21 protein-coding genes are annotated in these 21,361 nt (G+C 48.2%); 18 read left to right on the top strand and 3 right to left on the bottom strand.

Annotated features, from left to right (window positions below; translation table 11 throughout):
• Nucleotides 1-315 (top strand): LytTR family DNA-binding domain-containing protein (locus ACYVGO_RS08145; RefSeq protein WP_460968844.1); only part of this gene is annotated, 315 nt, incomplete at its 5' end.
• Between the two features lie 121 nt (nucleotides 316-436).
• Nucleotides 437-1,198, top strand: a complete 762-nt coding sequence (locus ACYVGO_RS08140) for a hypothetical protein (RefSeq protein WP_460968843.1) — start codon at nucleotides 437-439, stop codon at nucleotides 1,196-1,198.
• Nucleotides 1,199-1,232: 34 nt separating this feature from the next.
• Here the strand turns inward: ACYVGO_RS08140 and treZ are convergent, their stop codons facing one another.
• The gene (gene treZ / locus ACYVGO_RS08135) at nucleotides 1,233-3,143 is read right to left on the bottom strand and encodes a malto-oligosyltrehalose trehalohydrolase (protein WP_460968842.1); all 1,911 of its coding nucleotides are present in this window, start codon (nucleotides 3,141-3,143) and stop codon (nucleotides 1,233-1,235) included.
• 393 nt (nucleotides 3,144-3,536) lie between these two features.
• Between treZ and ACYVGO_RS08130 the strand changes: the two genes are divergently transcribed.
• The 15 genes from ACYVGO_RS08130 to ACYVGO_RS08060 all read left to right on the top strand — a co-directional run bounded on the left by ACYVGO_RS08130 (nucleotide 3,537) and on the right by ACYVGO_RS08060 (nucleotide 17,046).
• Nucleotides 3,537-4,388 carry a hypothetical protein gene (locus ACYVGO_RS08130; RefSeq protein ID WP_460968841.1) on the top strand — a complete coding sequence of 284 codons (852 nt, stop codon included), beginning with the start codon at nucleotides 3,537-3,539 and terminating at the stop codon, nucleotides 4,386-4,388.
• Between the two features lie 32 nt (nucleotides 4,389-4,420).
• On the top strand, nucleotides 4,421-5,257 hold the full coding sequence (locus ACYVGO_RS08125; RefSeq protein ID WP_460968840.1) for a DKNYY domain-containing protein: 837 nt from the start codon (nucleotides 4,421-4,423) through the stop codon (nucleotides 5,255-5,257).
• 6 nt (nucleotides 5,258-5,263) lie between these two features.
• Nucleotides 5,264-6,808 (top strand): TPM domain-containing protein, encoded by a 1,545-nt coding sequence (locus tag ACYVGO_RS08120; protein WP_460968839.1) that lies wholly within the window; start codon nucleotides 5,264-5,266, stop codon nucleotides 6,806-6,808.
• 31 nt (nucleotides 6,809-6,839) lie between these two features.
• Complete coding sequence (locus tag ACYVGO_RS08115; protein WP_460968838.1) at nucleotides 6,840-7,100, top strand: hypothetical protein; 261 nt, start codon at nucleotides 6,840-6,842, stop codon at nucleotides 7,098-7,100.
• A gap of 27 nt (nucleotides 7,101-7,127) precedes the next feature.
• Complete coding sequence (locus ACYVGO_RS08110) at nucleotides 7,128-7,388, top strand: hypothetical protein (protein WP_142775762.1); 261 nt, start codon at nucleotides 7,128-7,130, stop codon at nucleotides 7,386-7,388.
• Nucleotides 7,372-8,553: a hypothetical protein gene (locus ACYVGO_RS08105; protein ID WP_460968837.1), complete on the top strand. Its 1,182-nt coding sequence runs from the start codon at nucleotides 7,372-7,374 to the stop codon at nucleotides 8,551-8,553. The genes ACYVGO_RS08110 and ACYVGO_RS08105 overlap by 17 nt, the downstream gene beginning before the upstream one ends.
• A gap of 11 nt (nucleotides 8,554-8,564) precedes the next feature.
• Nucleotides 8,565-9,212, top strand: coding sequence for a hypothetical protein (locus ACYVGO_RS08100; protein ID WP_460968836.1), 648 nt, complete (start codon nucleotides 8,565-8,567; stop codon nucleotides 9,210-9,212).
• Nucleotides 9,213-9,360: 148 nt separating this feature from the next.
• Complete coding sequence (locus ACYVGO_RS08095; RefSeq protein ID WP_460968835.1) at nucleotides 9,361-9,858, top strand: hypothetical protein; 498 nt, start codon at nucleotides 9,361-9,363, stop codon at nucleotides 9,856-9,858.
• A 108-nt stretch (nucleotides 9,859-9,966) separates the two neighbouring features.
• A complete protein-coding gene (locus ACYVGO_RS08090; RefSeq protein ID WP_460968834.1) occupies nucleotides 9,967-10,746 on the top strand; it encodes a hypothetical protein in 780 nt (259 codons plus the stop codon).
• Nucleotides 10,743-11,255: a hypothetical protein gene (locus tag ACYVGO_RS08085; RefSeq protein WP_460968833.1), complete on the top strand. Its 513-nt coding sequence runs from the start codon at nucleotides 10,743-10,745 to the stop codon at nucleotides 11,253-11,255. Before ACYVGO_RS08090 ends, ACYVGO_RS08085 begins: the two co-directional genes overlap by 4 nt.
• 254 nt (nucleotides 11,256-11,509) lie before the next feature.
• On the top strand, nucleotides 11,510-12,133 hold the full coding sequence (locus ACYVGO_RS08080; protein ID WP_460968832.1) for a hypothetical protein: 624 nt from the start codon (nucleotides 11,510-11,512) through the stop codon (nucleotides 12,131-12,133).
• 8 nt (nucleotides 12,134-12,141) lie between these two features.
• A complete protein-coding gene (locus ACYVGO_RS08075; RefSeq protein ID WP_460968831.1) occupies nucleotides 12,142-12,369 on the top strand; it encodes a hypothetical protein in 228 nt (75 codons plus the stop codon).
• Between the two features lie 80 nt (nucleotides 12,370-12,449).
• Nucleotides 12,450-13,082, top strand: a complete 633-nt coding sequence (locus ACYVGO_RS08070) for a hypothetical protein (RefSeq protein ID WP_460968830.1) — start codon at nucleotides 12,450-12,452, stop codon at nucleotides 13,080-13,082.
• 138 nt (nucleotides 13,083-13,220) lie between these two features.
• Entirely contained in the window at nucleotides 13,221-16,238 is a 3,018-nt protein-coding gene (locus ACYVGO_RS08065) for a two-component regulator propeller domain-containing protein (protein WP_460968829.1), read from the top strand.
• A 4-nt stretch (nucleotides 16,239-16,242) separates the two neighbouring features.
• Nucleotides 16,243-17,046, top strand: coding sequence for a LytR/AlgR family response regulator transcription factor (locus ACYVGO_RS08060; RefSeq protein ID WP_142775772.1), 804 nt, complete (start codon nucleotides 16,243-16,245; stop codon nucleotides 17,044-17,046).
• A 93-nt stretch (nucleotides 17,047-17,139) separates the two neighbouring features.
• Here the strand turns inward: ACYVGO_RS08060 and ACYVGO_RS08055 are convergent, their stop codons facing one another.
• Nucleotides 17,140-18,594 carry a serine hydrolase gene (locus ACYVGO_RS08055; RefSeq protein ID WP_460968828.1) on the bottom strand — a complete coding sequence of 485 codons (1,455 nt, stop codon included), beginning with the start codon at nucleotides 18,592-18,594 and terminating at the stop codon, nucleotides 17,140-17,142.
• A 229-nt stretch (nucleotides 18,595-18,823) separates the two neighbouring features.
• Here ACYVGO_RS08055 and ACYVGO_RS08050 point away from each other — a divergent pair, with 229 nt between their 5' ends.
• Nucleotides 18,824-19,309 carry a DUF6252 domain-containing protein gene (locus tag ACYVGO_RS08050; protein ID WP_460968827.1) on the top strand — a complete coding sequence of 162 codons (486 nt, stop codon included), beginning with the start codon at nucleotides 18,824-18,826 and terminating at the stop codon, nucleotides 19,307-19,309.
• Between the two features lie 5 nt (nucleotides 19,310-19,314).
• On the opposite strand, the gene ACYVGO_RS08045 is transcribed toward ACYVGO_RS08050, so the two are convergent.
• Nucleotides 19,315-21,288, bottom strand: coding sequence for a sensor histidine kinase (locus ACYVGO_RS08045; protein ID WP_460968826.1), 1,974 nt, complete (start codon nucleotides 21,286-21,288; stop codon nucleotides 19,315-19,317).
• Nucleotides 21,289-21,361: the final 73 nt, after the last annotated feature.

Below are 21,361 nucleotides of genomic sequence, written 5' to 3'. Positions count from 1 at the left end.
TCTTCACTGCCAACAACAGGCTTAATTTTTATAATAAAAGCTGCTTGGAAAGCCGATGGACAGCAGGTAGTAACTCGCTATTCTTCGTTTTCCCGACTGCAGGAAAGCCTGGACAGTCTGTATTTTTTTCAACTCAGTCGCCAGTTTATTGTAGGCCTGGGCGCTGTACGGTCTGTTCAGGATGATGTAAATCGTAAGCTTGTGGTTACGCTCGCCCCCGCCCTACACAAACAACAGGCGAGTCAGGAGGTAATTGTCAGTCGGTACCGAAGTCTTGAACTCAAAAAATGGCTCCAGGCCTCGTCGGTACACTGACCATTCATGCTTCTTTGGGGTACCATTCATAGATGTACTGGCAGTTAGGGAGTGCGGAGTTGGCTGGGGCTGGCTTCCTTTGTGAGCGTGGGCAAGGGTGCCTGCTAAACCAAGATGCTTTATGAAGCCCAATCTATCTCATTTATTCGAAGCTACTCCAGTTTGGTTAGCGCTGTTTTTCACTCTCACCACATGTCTAACAGTGGGGCTCTTGTTCACCGCTATCCGTCAGACTTCTGTTCGTGGTGCCAGCCTATTTCTTATGGTAAGTTTTAGCTGGCTGGTGGTCTTAGGCCTGTTAGCGCATAATCAATTTTTTCAGCAACTCGACGCCAAACCGCCCCGTTTTGTAGTGGTTTTGGGCCCACCGTTATTGGTGATAATAAGCTTATTGATTACCAGCAAAGGCCGTCTCTGGATTAATCAATTACCATTATCGCGATTAACGTTTTTGCACATTGTTCGTTTACCGGTCGAGTTAACCTTATATGGTCTGTACTTGTATCAGCAGGTGCCCCAACTGATGACATTTGAAGGTGGAAATTATGATATTCTGGCGGGCTTAACAGCGCCTGTTATCGCATATTACGCATTCAATCGGAAACAATTGTCTCCCCGCTGGTTATTAGTCTGGAATGTGGCTGCGTTAGGTTCGGTCCTGAATATTGTTGGTCATGCCCTTTTAGCAACTCCCTTCCCATTTCAGCAACTGGCCTTTGATCAGCCTAACGTTGCCATACTAAAATTTCCCTATGTCTGGTTGCCGGGCTTTGTTGTTCCGGCGGTTTTATTTTCCCATACAGTGGCTATTCTGCAATTGGTAAAGGTTTTTTTTAACCACAGAGCGGTCCGTCGTTACGGCACAGAGAACACAGAGGTATAGAAAATCTCTGTGTTCTCTGTGGCTAAAATTTTTATTACTTGAGGTTTGATTGATTCGTATAAATCAGAATAGACTCGGGTTGAACCACAACAGATTCATTGCCAGCTACTAACTGGGGAGCCGATAAGGGGCCTCGCCATTTCGGATCGGCCGAATCCAGAAGCTTCTGCCAGGGTTTTGTACTAGCAGCCAGCAAAAGTGATCGGGGCTCTTTCGAGAAATTCATCAGGCAAACCACTGTCTCTGGCTCGGCTGTCTGGCCCGTTGAGGGCTGTTTATGTTGCCGGAACAGGGTGAGCGTTTGCCGGATTTCATCAGCAACAACGGCCACCGATTCTCGGTTTGGGTGCCGTAAGGACGAATGCTTACGCAACGCCAGCAGCGTCTGGTAATATCGAAAGAGCGTCTGGTGCGGCTCCTTTGTCAGGCGCGCCCATTGGAGTTTCGACCGCTCGAACGTCCGCTCATCCTGTGCATCGGTTGCTTCTACAACAGGTGCCTCTATGCCAAGCCCGCTTCCCTCGGCAACAGATGCCTGAAAAGCGGCAAATTCCCGTTTACGCCCTTCCCGAACAGCGTCAATCAAGGCAGGGTCAGAATGGCTAACGAAGTACAGAAACGGATTCAGTTCACCCCATTCTTCGCCCATAAACAACATGGGCAAATAGGGACTACTGATCACAGCACCAGCCATTAGTTTCTGCATATCAAAGCTCACCAACTGACTGGGTCGCTCGCCCAGCATTCGATTGCCAATATGATCGTGATTCTGGGAGAACACCACAAACTGTCGCCCGGCATGGCCTGCCGTTGATTTCCCAACAATCCGGGCACGACGGGGCATGTAGGTGCCATCGTACACATACGCATCCTTATAGGATTTGGCCAGGTGCTGAATCCCATTATAGTCGGCGTAATAGCCTTTTCGTTCGCCACCGGCCGCTACCCGAAGCGCATGATGAAACTCATCGTTCCACTGAGCATCCATACCGTAACCCATATCGGCCAGTGACTGAATAAAGCGCGTTTCGTTTTGATCAGACTCCACAATCAGGTAGTGTATCCGTCCGGTCTGCTGCATCAGTTCATCGACATACTGCTTGATCTCCCGCAACAGGTGGGTTTCCCGCGCATCGTGAATTGCATGAGCGGCATCAATCCGTAGCGCATCGATATGGAAATCCCGGAACCACATCAACACATTTTCGACAAAATAGCGTCGGACACTATCGCTGTAGTCGCCATCGAAGTTAAGCGCATTGCCCCAGGGCGTCTGGTAGCGTGTTGTAAAATACGGGCCGAAATCAGCAAAATAATTCCCCTCCGGGCCCATGTGGTTATAGACAACATCGAGCACCACGGCCAGCCCTTTCCGGTGGCAGATATCGACTAGTTGCTGGAGACCTGCCGCGCCCCCATACGAGTACTGCACGGCGTAGGGGCAAACACCATCGTAACCCCAATTGCGCGTACCGGGGAATTGGGCCACCGGCATAATTTCAACGGTGTTTATGCCCAGCTCCAACAGATAATCCAACCGACTTTCGATACCGGCAAAAGTACCTTCAGGCGTGAATGTTCCCGTATGAAGCTCATAAATTAGATAGTCCTCAAGCGGTAGATTTTGCCAATTGGCATCCGTCCAGGCAAATTTTGCCAGATCAACCGCCTGCGATGGACCATGTACCCCTTCCGGTTGAGCCAGCGATGCCGGGTCTGGCCGTTCCATTGTCCCGTTCAGAACAAACTTGTAGGTATCGCCGGGCTGAAGTTGATTGATAGCTGCCTGCCAGTAATTTCCATCATTTTGAAGCGGTACCGTTACGTCCCGGTTACAAAAACGAAGATCGACGGATTGGGCCAGTGGTGCCCATACGCGCACGCATGTAGTATCGGCAGTAAACGTAACGCCCAGTGTCCGGCGGTTAATAAGTGCTTGATTCATAGGTTGAGCTAGTGATCTGGTAAGCAGTCAATAAAACAACCAGCTACTAGCCTGATGTGTTGGCAAAACTGAGTTAATGCAGTAGCGAATAAGCTATGATGTAAGCCATATATCAAGCCACTTCTGCCGGTTTTCCCGGTGTTCCCTCCACTTATCAACCTGGTAAAATCAGCGCAGATAACAGCCTTAGTTTTAGCATGAATTAGTAATCAAACTAACCAAATACGGGAATGGAGAGGGGGGAGAGTTTCACCAAACCAGGCTTCTGGAAGCCTTTTAAAAAGGGACTAAGGCGTTTTCTGGAACAACGTTTTGACTGGATCGCATTAATCAGTATCACCTTACTTATTCTATTTATTCTGGTCATTTTTTAGCGTTTATCGAACCATTAGTATGAATCAGGATACACTTTTTCAGGTCATGGTCTTCGGTGCACTATATGTCGTTGGTTTCTTCATCGTGTATTTAGTCGGCCGGCGTAAATCGCCCAGAAATGCCATTCAGTATTCGGTAGGTAGCTGGGTAGGGCTGATGGCAGTTGTACTGGTTGGTGATGGCTCCAGTTCATGTGTACTCTTTGTTATCCTTTTTCTGGTGTCGTTTATCGTCTTCCGCAAAAAAGCAGACATTAGCCTACAGGCCTTTTTTACGGCAAACCATATCTACAAAGCGGCCACAGCTCCTGAGCAGGTTTCTACCCTGTTAGGCAGCCAGTATTATTCCTGTGCCGATGTAAAGATGACAGTCCAAACGGGTGAAGAGATTTGCTTAAACTGGTGGCAGGGAATGACCTCATCGACAGGTATGTCTGGCAATGCTCATGTGACAACCTTCACGTATTATCTGGCAGTTTCATTCGCACCCAACACCATTAGCGAGCAATTCAAACGGGTTGCCCGTGAAAAAATAGATACGTCAGGATTCACCTTTCGGCAGAAATTCAACCGATTCTTTGTACTGGACACCGTTACGCCCATCCGAATTGCAGAAACAGAGAACGGTAGTTTCGTGATCATCTGGCAAACCTATCACGACGTCGAACGCTTCAGGTATTACATCGACTGGCTAAAGGCAAATCTATCGGGCACGAAGAAATTAGAGCCGGTCGAAATGCCGATTGAGCGTGAACCAGTACCCATCCTACTACCTGAAACACCTTCGCTTCCGGTTATTCCGTCCAGCCGACAACACCATGAACAGGCGCTGGGTATGGTGCCAAAAATCTACGTCCATAACGCTCGCTAATTTCCTGAATCATGAATGTTATGCTCAAACTGATGAACGCTTTTTTGGGTCTAGTTGGCTTACTCGTGGGTGGTCTGGTTCTATTAAGTTGTGGCCCAAGTTCACGAAAGGGCTACCGAATCGAAAAAGGCGACGTAGTCCTTTATACTGGCTGGCCCGCTAATCGGGCGGTCATCGGTGAAGCGGATGCAGCTTCATTTACCGCCATCAACGACGAGTACGGCAAGGATAAAAACCATGCGTTTTACCTCGGCAAAATCATCCCAAATTCAGATCCCATCACCTTTACGTACCTGGCCGGGAGTTATTCTAAAGACAAAGCCAGGGGTTATTCCCGCGATCAGGTAATCAGTACTGACGGCCCTCATTTTACCATCGTTCCGAACCCCAATGAAACGGCTACGAATGTATCGGCAGAAGGCATTGCCTACGCCCGCGATAGTCGTCAGGTATATAAAGATGTTATGCCCATCAACGGGGCCGATCCGGCTACGTTTGTTGTTGTGCCGATGTTCAATGGCTATTACCTGACACATGACAGCAAACGGGTTTATTTTCAGGATAGGCCAATGGAAGGCGTAGATGGAGCGACGTTTCGGAAAGTGTCGGACTTTAATTTCAACGATAAACACGGCGCCTGGGGCTTAGAGTTGGGCAGGTATACCACCTGGAAGCCACTTGAACACGTTGATCTGGCCACGTTCACGGGTGTAGGAAAATACTATTCCAAAGACAAACAACACGTCTATTTCAGCAACTACGAAGTGAAAGGAGCAGATCCCGTCACGTTTCAGGAAACAGAGTACCTCCAGGGCAAGGATAAATACAGAATCTATTCATCGGGCTACAGCGCTACCAATCAAAACTAACTCACTATGAACCAGAGTAGTATCCGATTAATCGTTTTCTTGTTTCTGCTTATTGGCGGAGGAATTACACCGGCTGTTGCCCAGACCTACACGCTTGAAACGGTACCCAATCCAAAGCAGAGCCAAAGTTCATACTACGTGAGCAATCCGGATCATATCCTGTCGAGTGCCGCCGTTCGTCAGATTGACCGGGTGCTGGGTAAGCTGGAAGACTCTACCACGGCCCAGGTAGCTGTTGTGTGCCTCAACTCCATTGGCGAAAGCGTCCCCAAAGACTTTGCCACGGCACTGTTTCGGAAGTGGGGACTGGGTTATCAACAGAAAAATAACGGCCTGCTGGTTCTGTTAGTGAACGATCAACACCGGATCGAGATGGAAACCGGTTATGGGCTCGAAGGGATTCTGCCCGATGCCATTTGCAAACGTATTCAGACGGAGAAGATGATCCCACTAGCCAAAACCGGCGATTTCGACGGGACCATGCTGGTGGGTGTTCAGGAGATAGCCCGGCTGATTAGTGAGCCAGAAGCCGCCAAGGAAGTTTATGATGAATCGAAAGCGAAGTCGTACCAAAAAGGAAAACCGCTTGACGATGGCGCGATTATCGTTTTCTTTTTCCTCTTAACCCCCGCGTTATTAGCCCTCCGGCTACTTCTATTTTTCTTCAGAAACCAGAATCCCATTGCCGACAAAATCGAAATCACGATCTCGCAGTCAAGACGGCGCTTGCTCTGGGCATTTCTGCTCTACGTACTCATGCCGGTATGCGTCGGGTGTATGGTTGTCCAGCTTCGGGATGATCACTGGCTTCACAGTTGGCAAATTCTCCTTGTCTTTTATGCCTATCCAGGCGTAGTTCTGTGGGACGCCCGACGGCGTCGAATCAATACATTCAATCAGCTTTTCGGCACCATGACCGAGTCGGAACGGTATGTACGGTACAAGGCCGCTCAGTTCAATGGTCTTGGCAATATCCTGCTGTATCCCATCCCCTTCTGGTGGATGAAAAAAGAGGATGAAAAAGCACTGTACGCCATCCGAAATGCAAACCGAACATCGCCAGAAGGTTACCAGTTAACCAAAGTACCGGTAACGCACCGAGATGCCTTTTTGACTGATTATCAGAAAACTGAACAGAACCTGGGTACGGTCGACTACGATGTCTGGCGCAACGATACCCACGATAGTACCCAAACCATCGGTTACGAGAACCTAAACAATACCGCATACCAACGCTGCAAAAAGTGCGGATCAAAAGCGGAATATTTAGTCAGAAATCGAGTCATAAAAGAAGCCACCAGCGAGCGCGAAGGCCGGGGAGCCCATGACTATGAGTGCAAAGCCTGCGGCCACCACCACGAAACACAGTACACAATTGCAATTGCCCAGGGTAGTGCCAGCAGGCCATCCAATTCGAATTCGTCTACCACCTATTCATCATCGGGCAGCAGTAGCGGTAGTTCCTGGGGCGGATCATCCAGCAGTTCGTCCAGTAGCAGCAGTTGGGGTGGGGGTAGTTCTGGGGGCGGGGGCGCAGGCAGTAGCTGGTGATCACTGAAAGATCACCTCATCCAATCAGCCAATGTGCTTCAAAAAATACCTAAAAACTCGTCAATTGGAAAAACAGATTCGGCAACTCACAGAAACTGAACGGCAGATCATCCTACAGGCATCGCCCTTAGAATTGGGGCTTTTTCAGGGCGAAGGCTTCCACGTTTTCCGGAAAAGCGAACCCGATTTTGAGAACGCCTACGTCTATGGATTGGGTGAAATTTCGAGACTGGAAGCTGAAGACTGGATTATCAGACAATACCTGTTGACGGAGTCGGAAAAGAACCCGTAAAGCTTCAGCAGTAAACTTAGTAACCCAATGTGGTTCAAAAACTATTTCCAAAATCGCCGAATAGCGAAACAACTTAAGCGATTGACCGAAGCCGAACGGCAGGCCATTTTGGACGAATCACCCTTAGAGCATGCCTGGTATCAGGGTGAAGGGTACCACATTTTCCAAAAAAACGAACCTGATCATGATAAAGCGTATGTCGCGAGTGTGGGCGAAACGTATCAGCGGGTTGCCGACGACTGGATTATCAGACAATACTTACTGGCCAAAGATGAAAATCGCGATTAAGGTGTTTATGGGATTTCTAGCACTCTGCGCCGTGCTGGGCGGCATCATGAGTTTTCTGTGGGGGCGTGCCGCCAACAGGAACGATTACTTTGCTACAGATGCGACCGTTAGGCCGCTTCCTCTCCCACTACCCTTTCCATCTGGCCTGATTTATCAATCTTCGCCAGACTCGTCAGTGTTAATTGGGAGCCAAAAACGAGAACCCGCCCTTTTCGAGATTAGCGCCTTTGATCGGTCAACGGCCCATAAACTCTGGCAGTTGCCGTTTACAGGAACTATAGTGGGCCAAACCAATGCGCGAATTCTGGTGTACGAAGCAACGACCTCAGCTGTACATTTTATAAACCCACGAACGGGCCAAACCACCCGGACGGTGTCACCTGCTCCAGCTCCACTCACCAGTCCATCAAGTCTTTACACTGGTATGGCCTTTACCGATGACTTGTATCTGACAACGAAACCGCTTTACAAACAGGTTGTTACAGATGGTAAAGTTGATACGAACTGGAAAATCGGCATTACGGCTAAACATTGGGGCACAAACGAGATAGCCTGGTTTGTGCCCCCCGTTCAACAAATCGTGATTATTGAGCACCCGCCCATAGTATCAGGCGATAACGTATTGGTCATTAATCCCGAACAGAAAGTTGGCGAGGGACATTCGTATCAGGTTATCTCACTGAAAACCGGCGCAGAATTACATCGGTCCGTTACGGAAGGCACTTATTATTCGCCTGGCAACGATCAATTTTTCGAACGCACCAACACCGCTATCCGCCGACTCGACCCCTTCACACAAAAAGAGCGTTGGCGTTTGAACGGCAACTTTTCCTTTGGCCAGTTGTGGCAAATCGGGGATCAGCTGACCATACTCTCCCGTCATCCCGATGGCGCACACAACACCATACGTATAGTCGCTAGCGTTAGCGGCCATATACTTAGCCAGTTTGATGTTCCTTTCTTCAACGACACCGCTATCAAAGGCGCTTATCTTATCCACGACAGTCAGGTATTTCTGCATTTCGATCAACCCAATTTCGCAGAACCAGGCACGCTTCTATACGACTATTGGGTTTGTTATGATCCACAAACCCAACAGGCCTTATGGCGTACCGATTTTCACAGTGAATCAATCAGCAGTTTACTTCCATTTATCACCCTTTAATCAATCAGTCAATGAAAACCCTCTTAGTTGGCCTAAGCAGTGTACTTGGCCTGTTTACAACCCCAGCGGCAGCACCAAACTCAGCCCAGGATCTTAAAAATTACCTGACCATCCGCGATCAGATGAAGGTCGCCGACATGACGGTTTTGAAAAAGATAGCGTCCGATCCTATTGAAAAGACTGTAAAAAAGGGCCTCGCCACCTACTATACCTTCATCAAAACACCGTTGCCGGAGAACAATCCTGCCGCTGGAAAATCGGCAGTTGATGCGCTGGAAGCATCTGCCAATCTGTACATGGACCCAATTGCGTATGTGAAATTAGCCATAGTCTACGCCCATGACAATCCTGCGTTCAACATCAGACAGGATCGTACGAAATCGTTAAAATACCTGTCTATTGCCTGGGAAATTGCTGATTTATCGGATCGGGCAACGGGCGACAATGCGTTACTGACGCTGATTATCAACAATAGCCTTGGTCTTGGCGATGGTTTTTATGCAGATAATACGACGGGGAAGTTCGCCATGAAAAAAGCCCTTGCGGCCATCCGTCCCGAGGTATTGAATGCCCGTAGCCGATTCAAAAAACTGTACAACTTATCGGTAAAAGATGAATTTGTTGGTTCCACGAACGTTGAGCGTCATTACGGCGGGTAAGAAGTTGGTTTTCAATCATCCACTTTTAGAGCCGATTCCACCACCTGTAAAGCCAAATCCACCCCGCATAGAGTTGTTCCCTACTGGCTTTGCTGCCGTAGTAATTTTGAGTCACTCAAATAGATCAATCTAAAAACGACATAAACCAATGGAACCCATTAAAAACCCCGCTCCTGCCAAACCCGAAGACGTGCAAAATGCCCTGGCGAATGAGCAATACAACCGCGTTCAAACGATGATTCAATGCTACGTTGAATCAATCGGGCTGACCAAGGAGCAGACGTATGGTGCCAAAAACAATAACTGGCTGTGGAAAAATGGATCGGCTAGCATCGAGGTATTCATTCATACCATCAATTTCCCAAGCGGAGGCCGCCGTGATTACCTCCGGGTTTTCTCGCCCCTGCTTGAGATTCCATCAAACAATCTACTGGGTTTCTATCGCCATTTACTCGAACTCAACGATTTGCGCCTGGGTGTGAAGTTGTGCATTGCCCCCAACACGCAAACCGTGTTTGCCACCTACGAGCGCGACATTCGGGGCATGGATTACCAGGAGCTAACAACCTGCATCCGCGATCTGGAAAACTGGGCCGACGAGTTGGATGATCAGCTGAAAGCCCAATTCCCCAACTGGTCGAATTGATTCGTTAGGCATAATAGATTGCGTGGATGCGGTGTATTCTAGAAGTTGATAGTATACCTAGAGCAGGCGTATTGTATTGATTTCATCTATAAGCAGTCATTCCTCCTCATGGCCATTCGCAGTTTACTTCTCTCCCTTGCCTTAACCGGTATTTTAGGGTATTGCTTCACCGTCGGCCTGACAGACCCGAATTCGCTCTTCAAAAAAATACCTGACTGGGCAGGCATAGCGCTTTTCTTAGGTTGTGGTCTGTTGTACCTATTGGCCACCTGGTGGGCGTTCAAAGGGTTCAGTGCGCATAAACTCAGCGCGTTGGTATCAATGGGGTTTTGTGCATTTGGCTTAGGCATTTATGCCTTAGTCTTCGTCATGGAACTAGGGCACAGCAGAGCGAGGCCGGGGCAGTACGATTATGATTTCACAACGCTAAGTGTCAGCGACAAAGCAATTGTAGCCCAAATCGCACATGATGCTGGACTAAGCCTGGAAGATGCCGTTTTCACCGAACACTGGACCATGGATAAAGCAGCAAAGTCGTCCAGCGTCACCAATACATTTGGCATTTGTGTACAGAAAGGAAAGGTAGTGGCCCTTAACCTGTCGAATCATCCGGTCAGGAATCTGGCTCTATTGGCAAAACTTCCGGATCTAGGCGATTTGTACCTAAGAAACTGCGCCTTGTCGGACATGAGCGATCTACGATCCACTAAACTAGACCGGCTGGATGTATCTGACAATCAGATTATCGACTTGAACACATTGCACGGTTGCCCTACTATTCAGTGGTTGACAGCGGAGAACAACCAGTTGACATCAACCGACGGAATTGATCAGTTCAAGCAGCTGGTCAGTAGCGATTTTACTGGAAATCCAATACCCAAGCCATGATAGCCGCGCTGTTACCTTTCCGTCAACTCACGTACCAAACCGATTTAACCCCTGAGCAGATCAGTCAACGGTTAACCGAAAACGTAATTACGGGCTTTAGTTTGTATAGTAAGAAGCCCTACTACGGCGGCTTCACACCCTACAGTTTTTCGGTGCGTAAAACGAGCAGTAATATCAAAAAGCAAGGGCTTGGTCCAAGCATAGATGGAACTTATAAAAGAAGCAATGGCAAACTACTGGTCACCCTTAGTCTGCGTCCGCACACAGCCTGGATCGTTGGGCTTTGCCTGTTTGGTTTCCCACTGGTGATGTTTGCCGTTCTTGGTATTACCGAGGTTCTCAAGACTGGCGAAATAGCTGTTTTGCTCAATTGTCTTTTTCCAGCTATAGTCTTATACGGCGTTTTCTGGCTCATTTTTCAGATACAAAGTAGTTCCGATATCCGCTTCTGGGAGCACACGCTGCAGCTAGAGCCAGTAAAAGATCGGAATGTGATGTCTGATTCTTAAATCAGACATATGAGGTTTCTCAAAACCTCATGTGTGAAAATAGGTTTTGAGAAACCTTTTTGGTGTCGGTTATTAGTAACCGACACCACAGAGTGAAAATCCTGTAATCCTGTCTAAAGATCATGCACAGGAAAATCCACAGATAAACCGAAATCCACCACTTTTCCGGCGAACACCGCCTATTATACAGTTGTGCTTTTGAGAGTTACAGATTCAGCTAAGTTTGACTTAGCAAAAATCTCCTCTACATAACCATGACTGACAAACTCCAGGTACTCTGCTTCGGCGCCTTTCTGATGGCCTATTATTACTTTGTACTACGGAAGTATAATACGCTGGGTTTCCGCATGTTCTCGTTGTTTTTCTTTATCGGACTCATCGTCTCCTATTGGTGGTACAGCAGCGATCAGGATCTGAAGAATATTCAGCAAAACGGTGTTCCTACCCAGGCGCTTGTCCTCAAAAAGACAGCTAACAGCCTTGAGGTTAGCTTCACCAACCCATCAGGCAAGTCATTGGTACGAACGCAAACGGGTGGTATTTCCGTCGACGAATTTGCCGCCGTGACTGAAGGCCAAACAGCCCCCATTCTCTACAGTCCCCGGAGTGACACGTTTTATTTGACCAGTAGTTTTCAGCGGCAGCTTAACGATACCATTTATATTCTGGGCTTTGCGGGCGTTTTGTTTCTGATTGGCACGTTGTGCTGGATTTTCCTATACAAATACCGGGTTCATGCCTACGGAGATGGGTCGATTTTCGAATATGTGACGGATGAAAGTGGGAAGGTCGTGCTCGATGATGCGAAGAACGGACTCACCAAATCCCTCCGCACGTACTCAACAATGTCTAAACTTGTCCAACTCTTTAGCCGCTAACCCTGACTATGAAATCACTATTTCCCTACTTCGTGATGATTGTTTTGTTCCTGGCAGGCACCCGGTTGGTCAATCGTCAGCAAACCTATATCCGATCAATTCAGGAGTCGTCAGACGCTGATACAGCCGCACTCACAAGCATGATTGATAGCGCGAACGTCTACGTTCGTGCTGACTATTCATTGGCCTCTGGCCGGAATAAATTAATAGCCAATCGGCCAGAGACCGATGAATAGTCGGCCCAAACGTAGACGTTCGCGCCATACGCACCACTTTTGGCTCGTCAACTCAATCAACTCAATCCTCATTTACGCGAATGAAACGTTCCTCTTTTTTCACCTTACTCATCATGATAACCGCCAAAACCCTTCTAGCTCAGGATGGTAGCTGGCGGATTGAACAGGCCCAGTTACCCGACGGCAAATCCTATAACGGATCCCTTACTATTTCCCGCGTCGGCCAGTCATTTGGCGTAAACTGGACAACAACGGCAGGCAATTACAGTGGTTTAGGCCTGCTGGCCGACGGCAAATTATTTGTTGGCTATGGCCTGAACAGCGGCTACGGCATTATAGTCTATAAAACGAACACCGCCACCCAGCGAATAGAGGGCGTCTGGACTGCATCGGGTCTGGATGGTGCGACCGGTACCGAAACGCTAACGGGCCGGGATGGCAACTATGATCTGATTGGTACGAACCCAGATGGGCGGGCCTATCGCGGTAAGCTATCCCTGTTAAAAACGGGTGATATTTTTCAGGCGCAGTGGCAGGTTGCCAATAGTGTTTACAATGGCGTTGGCTTTATGAGCGGTGACTATCTAGTGATCGGTTATGGACCGGGTCAGGCCTTTGGAACGGTAGAATACGTCATGACAGGCAACAAAGCCCGCGGTCGCTGGGCAATGGGGGGCGGTAGTCAGTTCGGCATTGAAAATATTACACGCTAATCATGTAATTTGCTAACAAGTAGTTAAAGATCTGAATTAAAAACTTTAACCACAGAGGCACAGAGAACACAGAGAGTAAGGGTATGATAACTCTGTGTTCTCTGTGCCTCTGTGGTTAATCTTATTTACCATCAACGTATGCGGTATGTATTGGTGTTCCTGCTGGTTTTTACCGCCCGTTGGGAAGCGCAGGCACAAATGCCTACGCTAACGTTCGAATACCTCACCACTAAAGAAGGACTGCCCTCCAATGACGTGTGGTGCATCACCAAAGACAAACAGGGCTTTTTGTGGATCGGTACAGGTCGGAGCATTTGCCGCTATGACGGCTATACTTTTCGTACACTGGACAACGAGAAATTAGGCTACTGTTCCGGCGTATCCACTGATTCTGCGGGGACGATTTATGCATCAATCTCCACAAAAGGACTATGCACGATTAACCCCGAAACCTTGACCTCCGAAACAATCCTCCAAAATAATTTTCAGGATGCAGACCGGACCAATGACATGCACGAACGGGTATTCGTCGACTCCTATAATCAGGTCTGGATGGGTGACTATACCTCGGTGAAACGGTATGATCCAGCTCGAAGAAAACGGCGCTTGTATTCCCTTTCCTCAATAGCCAACATTCACCAGGATGCTACATTCTTTGAGGATAAGCAGCGACAGCTTTGGATCATTTCGGAAATCGGGCTCTATCGATACGATCGCCAAAACGACCGGCTTACCTGTTTGTTAGGCCAGGAAGCTAATCAGGCCACTAACAAACGACCTATTCGCCTTGAAATGGCCTTTCAGGATACACAAGGCACGATCTGGATTGGTGGCTTCGATTCTGGATTGGTTCGGTTCTCTCCACGAGATCAGTCCTTTTCGTTCCTGAGTACCGAATTTGCCAACCAGAACGTCATTTGTGGTCAGGCCTCTGTTGATGCCAATGGGCGCAAGCTCCTGTTTATTGGAACTGAGAAAGGCTTAAGTCTCTATTATCCAGACAAAAACAAGGTGTATCACCTGCCCGAATTTTATAACAAGGGCATCCATGTTAAAGTCATGTATGACGACAAAGACAATGGGATTCTCTGGATCGGTACCCGCAAAGGATTAATCAAATACCGATATCGCAATCCGGGTATTCGTACCATCGATATACCCGCCAGCGCCGTTCGCTTGCCGGTTGACGTAACCTGCGCGTTACAACTACCGGGTAAGAACGTTTTGCTAGGCCTCTCGCACTCAGGCGTACTAAACTGGCAACCGTTAACTAACCAGTTCCAGTTATGGTCTTATCCAGTTAGTACCTTTACCTATCAGATTCGATGGATTCAAAATCACCCCATAGCCTTCACCGATAAAGGTGTGTTTGTGGGTGATACAACCAGAGGCACTTTCTCCAGTTTACCCGTGGCGTCCCGTTTATTTACCTCCACCGAATTCAGAGATGGGTTACAGGATCAGAAAGGACGATTCTGGATCGCCAATTTGACGGATGGCCTACGGGTTATTGACCCCGTAACCAATACAGAGCTGACACTCTGGCCCGAATCCGTGGGAAAGCAGCTTATCCAGAACAATTACATAAAAGCCATTATGGCCGGCACCGACGGAAAAATCTGGGTGGCTACCTGCCCAAATGGTTTGTACTATTTTGATGAGCAACGAGTCAGCTTTGTTAATATCAGTGATATACCCGAAAATAAGGGCAAAAACCTGAGTGGGCTTTGTATCAATGCCCTACAACGTGGAGAAGGAGGATCAATACTGGTGGCCTGTTGGGGTGGCGTCAATAAACTGTCGTCGACGGGTAAGATTCTGGCTTCGTTTGATTACCAGCACGATCAGCTAACAGATACGTACTGTTCTAATATCTGCGATGATAAAGCGGGAAATCTTTGGTTTAGTACCAACGAGGGCATTCACATTGCCAATCTCAACACCAGAAAGATCAAGTACCTGACCACCATTGAAGGGCTAAACAGCAACGACCCGATCGGGTTTCTGAAAAACGGGGCTGATGAGTTACTATTAGGACATATCAACACCATAAACGTACTCAATATCAACGCACTGAGTCGCGCTAAGGTAATTCCTCACATCGCCATCAGTTCGGTGGAGGTCAAAGGGAAAATGCTTCACCAGGACCTCACGAAAGAGATTGTTCTTCAGCCCGACGAAAATTCGATCACGCTGAATTTCTCGACCCTGAATTTTGAGCCTGCCTCCAAAAACGTATACAGCTACCAGTTAGAAGGATATGAACCCAACTGGGTCGATCTGGGCAACCAGCATACCGTTTCCTTCACCAACCTGCCTGCACGATCCTATACGTTACGAGTACGCAGCAGCGACAGTTTCGGTCTGAAAAGTGATAAGCCACTGGCTATTCAACTTACGGTAAAGCCTTATTTCACCAATACCTGGTTTTTCAGAACCCTCATTGGTCTATTAATTGCTGGCCTGATCGTACTCATGATGCGCTGGCGCGTGAACACCCTCGCCGAACGAAATAAGCTGGATTTGCAGGTAACCGAATGGCGATTAAAAGCCTTGCAATCGCAGATGAATCCCCATTTTTTGTTCAACTCACTCAACTCCGTACAAAGTTATTTGCTGACTAATCGCGGGGTTGAGGGAGCAAAGTACTTGTCTAAGTTTTCCAAGCTGGTGCGCCGAATCATGGAAAACTCGAACCACCCCTACCTTTCCTTCGAGCAGATTATCGATACCCTGCGGATGTATGTCGAGATCGAATCGTTCCGCTTCAACCACGAATTCAGTTATTCGTTCGACATCGAAGACAATGAGACACTGCTCGATGCCCATTTACCGCCTATGCTCCTGCAGCCCTACGTTGAAAATGCAATCTGGCATGGCCTTATGCCGAAAGAAGGACCTAAAACGCTGAAAATTTCGGCCTGCATTCAAGACAACCACATTGTTTGTTCGATTGAGGATAATGGTGTTGGGCGAGCATTTGCCCCACGCACCGAAGGCCACATCTCGCGCGGACAGGAAATGACAAAAGGCATTTTTGAATCGCTCCGACGAAAAGACAAGGAAGCTAAAATAGAGCTAATTGACTTAGTTGATATTGACAATAACCCCGCCGGAACGCGGGTAAAAATGACTATTCCCATCGAAAAAGCGTAGCGTTATGAACCAACTTCGTGCAGTACTCATTGACGACGAGACAAATGCCCGCGAGGCATTGACCAACCTTCTTCGCATCCTCTGCCCAGAGGTGACCATTGTTGGCGAAGCAAAAAACGCAGATTTGGGTATCGAGTTGATCAAAAAAGAGAAACCAAATTTAGTTTTTCTGGACATTCAGATGCCGGGAAAAACTGGCTTCGATTTGCTGGCGAGCTTCGAAAAAGTAGATTTCGGGGTAATTTTCACGACCGCTTACCAGGAATTTGCTATCCGGGCATTTCGGTTCAGCGCTATCGATTACCTGCTCAAACCAATCGACCCCGACGAGCTACAGTCGGCTGTTGAAAAATTCAAATCGCAGGTGGCGGGAGTGAATCCGCAGCAGCTTCAGATTTTGCAGGAACACCTCGACTCAACCCAAAGTCCGCGGCTGATTGAACGCAAAAAGAATGACAACCAGCGCATTGCGTTACCCACCGCCGAGGGCATTCACTTTGTGCAGATGACCGATATTATTCAGTGTGAATCGCTGGGGTCATACACCAAATTTCACCTGGTCAAAGGCCCAGCCATTGTGGTGTCGAGACTGCTGAAGGAGTACGAAGAGATTTTAGATAATTACTATTTCTTCCGGGTTCACCAATCCAACATCGTTAACCTCGAACACATCAAACGGTACGTAAAAGGCGACGGTGGTCAGGTCTGGATGAGCGACAATACCGAAATCGAAGTATCGCGCCGGAGAAAAGACGAGTTTTTATCGCTGCTGTCGGATTTTTACGTGAATTCGGGAAAATTAAAGTAAACTGATAGCACGCTGATGACGCAGGTTTTTATGATTTACACTGATTTTATCCTATTTTATCATAAAAATCTGCGTCATCAGCGTGCTATCAGTCTATTTGCTTATTCTCGCCAGCATACTCTTCCCGTTTTGGTTATCGGGATTCAGCTCAATCGACTTTTTGTACATGGCAATGGCTTCGTCTTTCTGGCCATTCTTTAGAAGCGCTTCGCCGTAGCTGTCATACACATTCCAGCTTTTGGGGTACAGGTTTACATTGAGTTTAAAAATTCCGAGAGCCTCCTGCAGTTGTCGTCTGGCCATGAGTCGGTAAGCCCAGTCGTTCAGGTCGTCTTCTGATGGGTTGAAGGTGGAATTTTTCTTCTTGAGTTCATTCGCAACGTCGATGGCGTTTGCAAAGCCCCGTTTCCGTAATTCCATATGCAGCGCCGTGATTGGATCAGCCGCGGGGATGTCTGGATTATAGCAGCCCGCTAACTCATCAATGAATTCTTCCGGAAAAGAACCTGCCAGATTGGTCAACACAACAATGGCCAAATCATCATCAGGATACACAAATAAGGCCGAGCGCCCACCACCTGTTGTAATGACCGCACGATGTTTAGGCCGGGGTTTTGTTACCCAACCAACGGCCCACTGAGTAGGTGAGCCATTTTTATAGGTCCCTGGTGTCCAGAGGGTATTGAGGGCGCTCTTTGTCTTGAGAAGTTTGCCCTGTTGCAACGCTATCACCCAATGGGCCATATCTTCGGCGGTGCTGTTCAGCCCCGAGGCCGTCCGACGAAAGGGAGCAAACTCTTCAAAGGCATTAGTGAGTTTGGGCTCGGCTAGTACCTGACCGTCAATTTTTGTCGTGAATCCATAGGACTGCGTTTTGTTGAAAATCACATCGCGGGAATCGCCAAAGACCGTTCCGGGCATACCCGCCACCTGAAACTGACGCTCCTGAAACACCTGAACAAACGGCTTTCCACTCAATTTATCAATGATTTTTCCCAGTAAAGCATAGTTCGTCTGGTTATACCGATACTGCTCCCCGGTCGGAAAATCCATCGGTCTAGCTTTCGTTTTCGCCCAAATAGTTTCCTCATTAAAAGCTGTTCCATGACCTTCTTTGTCGGTATCGATAACCTGATTAACATCTGGCAGCCCCGAAATATGTGTTAATAACTGCCATAACGTTACCGGTTGCCAGGTTTCAGGTAGATTGTCGAGATAGCGGGACACGGGTGCGGTAAGCTCTAGTTTCCCTTCTTCAACCAGTTGCATAATGGCAATACCGGTGAAGGCTTTAGTGCAGGAGTTAATCGAGAAAATACGTTGATTCGTTACCGGTGTCGAGGTCTGTAGATTGGCCATTCCGTATGATTTCAGCAAGACCAGTTGCCCATGTTGAACAACGGCAAGCTGAAGGCCGGGAATCTGGCGCTCCTTCATTTCGCGCTGGATTACGGTTTCTACGTTATCGGTTGGGGCAGTCTGCCCATACAAAAAGCTACTGCAAGCAAAAACACCGAGAAGAGTTGCTACGAATCGAAGGATAGCCATAATTGAGTATTTGGCAGGAAACTCCCCATCTGCCTAAAGGTTACGTGTCAATCTCAAATTTTCAGCACGATCAGCGTCGCTGGTCTTTCGGCTAAGCCAGTTGTACCACCATTTCTGCCGGGTTTAAAGTCAAACCCGCCTACTACACAGTCTCGTCAATGGCCCCCTATTGGATGTAGTAGCTTTGATTCATCAAAAAGAACAAAAATCCAAAAGCTCTATATCAATCATGAAACTCACTCACGTAGTCATTATTCTTACGCTCATCAGCACCATTAGCATAAGCTCATGTAGTAAAAAATCGGACGATATTGTCCCCAGTCCAGCCACTACTCAAGCCACGGTAGGTTTTCAGGTAAAGGTCGATGGGAAAGCGTATGCACCTGATTATGCCTATGCGCTGGCTACGTTTCCGGGCGCTAACGGTTACTTCGCGATTTACGGCCTCGATAGCAAAACGAGCGATGTTGTTGCCCTTGCCTTACCCACAACGGCTGCTGAAGGCACCTATCCGCTGAGTGATGTCAACATTGGTATTCTGACCATCAATAAAGAAGACTTTTCGACCGTAAATGGCGGAACCGGAAGCATTACCATTACCAAGAAAACGGCGACCTACATGACCGGCACGTTTAGCTTCACCGCCTATGATGCCTCGGGCGCTGTAAAAAGAACACTAACAGAAGGTGCCTTCAACGTGAATATCCGCCAATAGATCCTTTACACCTCTACCTCTACGGTTGTGCCATTATCAGCGAAAACCCGGAAGGTGCCCCCTAACTCCTGAGCGCGGGTCTGCATATTTTGCATCCCATAATGCTGACTGGAAACGGTTCCGTTGGCCCAGGTAAAACCCCGGCCGTTGTCATGAATACGTAGGTTGATGTGTCCACCCGGACTAACCTGCAACTGAACAGCCGCCGTTGTTGCCTGCGCATGTTTAACCACATTGGTCAGGGCTTCCTGCACAATTCGGAACAGATTCAGGACCTGCGTTGACGACAGACGCTGCGTTTGTGAACCTGTCACAACGACATCCACATTCAGTCCGTCTTCCTCATGGAAATAGCGATTGATGTACTGATCCAGTCGCTCACCAAATTCCTCGACGGTGAAACTTTCCTGATGAATCGCCCAGATGGTTTCGCGCAGGAGTTTGACGGCCTCGCGGGTGTGCATCACGATATTCCGCAGGCGACTGGCCCATTGCTTCCCATCTTTAACTGATTGTTTCTCAGCCTGATCGCTAATCTGCGTCAGGTTCGTCACAATAAAGGCCAGATGGGCCCCTACGTTATCGTGCAGATCGCGGGCAATACGCTCTTTTTCGACCAGTAAGCTATTTTTTAGCGCTAGTGTCTGTACTTCGGCCTGATAGGCCCGTTGGTGCTGGATAATACTATCCTTTACGAGTCGCTCCGTCTGGTCACGATCCATCTTGTAGCGATAGGCCAGACCAATCGTTAGCATCAACACTTCAAATAAAGCGGCCGGTGCATAATAGGCGTAATTGGCAACGGGTACGTAGGTGGGTAGTAAGCCAAAATTGGAAAAAACCAGCGCGAGGTTCAGCGAATAAAATGGCAAAACGGCGATTAAATACAACCAGGCTTCGCCCACATGGTAGCGTCGGATGATACTGATCACAATGTAGGCGACAATAACCGGTAAGGGTAACCAGTAGAGCGCCGTAAACAAGCGAATCATAACCAACTCCAGCGTGGGTGTCAACGGTACGAACCACTCGGCGGTTAAAGCAATCAGACACAGTACGCCACTCCAAAGAACACCCGTTCCAACCAGATGCAATCGATGTGAGGGTGTGTTCCGCAAGTTTAGAAACGTACGAACGAAGGTTAGCTGCGAGTAAAACAGAATAAGCGGGAACAGAAAGTACACATTCTGCCGGGGCATCCAGAATTGCAGGTCGAACGCAAACTGGTTCATGAACCCATCGTTGATAAAGAAGAACCCGACCAGACCCAGCAAACAAAAGATATACTTCGAATAAACGCGATCGAGGGTCGTCAGGAAAAAAATCAGGCTCATAAACGCCACAAACGTCAGCGTAAACAGCACCCCGCCCCAGAATAAATAGCTTCCCTGCACGATCGAATCATAAGCCGATTCCCGAACGAGTTCAATGGGTACGATTTGCGTACCCCGGTGTTTCAGGACGCGTAAATAAACCGTTACGTTCTGTTGAGCAGGAATAGTGAACGGAAACCAGAAATGTCGGTGGGAGCGAATTCGTTGGGCAGCACGTGTTTTCCAACCAATTACGGGTGAGGTCGCTAGCACCTGATTTCGGGCATCGACCACAAAGAGCTGAAGTTCGTCGAAACACCAGAAATCTATTTCCGTCAGCCAGTTCTGCGGCTGCCGAGCAGCATTCTGAACCCGAAACCGGAGCCAGATGGGCGCGGCTAGTTTTGTGCCGGTAATAATACCAAAGTTAGGAACGGGCGATGTTACCGGCTGAAAAGCGGGCCCGGTTGCTAGACGGATAACCTCGCGAATGGTCTGGGTACGTGTCGAGTCGTGTAAATAAGCTATACTTCCCCGCAGCGATACCAGATCATCATGTTGAGGCAAAGCAACCACCGGCTGATTGCCCAATGGCTGAGCCATCAGGCGGAAAGCCAGTAAGCAGCAGCCCAGAAATGGTAGTAGCAATTGGCGAAAGCGTCTCATCAGTGATCGAGGTACCACTAATGTAGGCATTTATTTAAGGAAAATGGCGAAGTGGTGAAGTTAGGGAGTAGGT

The organism is Spirosoma migulaei (assembly GCF_054776855.1).
Note: the sequence above shows the minus strand (reverse complement) of the source record. Positions and strands in the feature narration are given on the sequence as shown.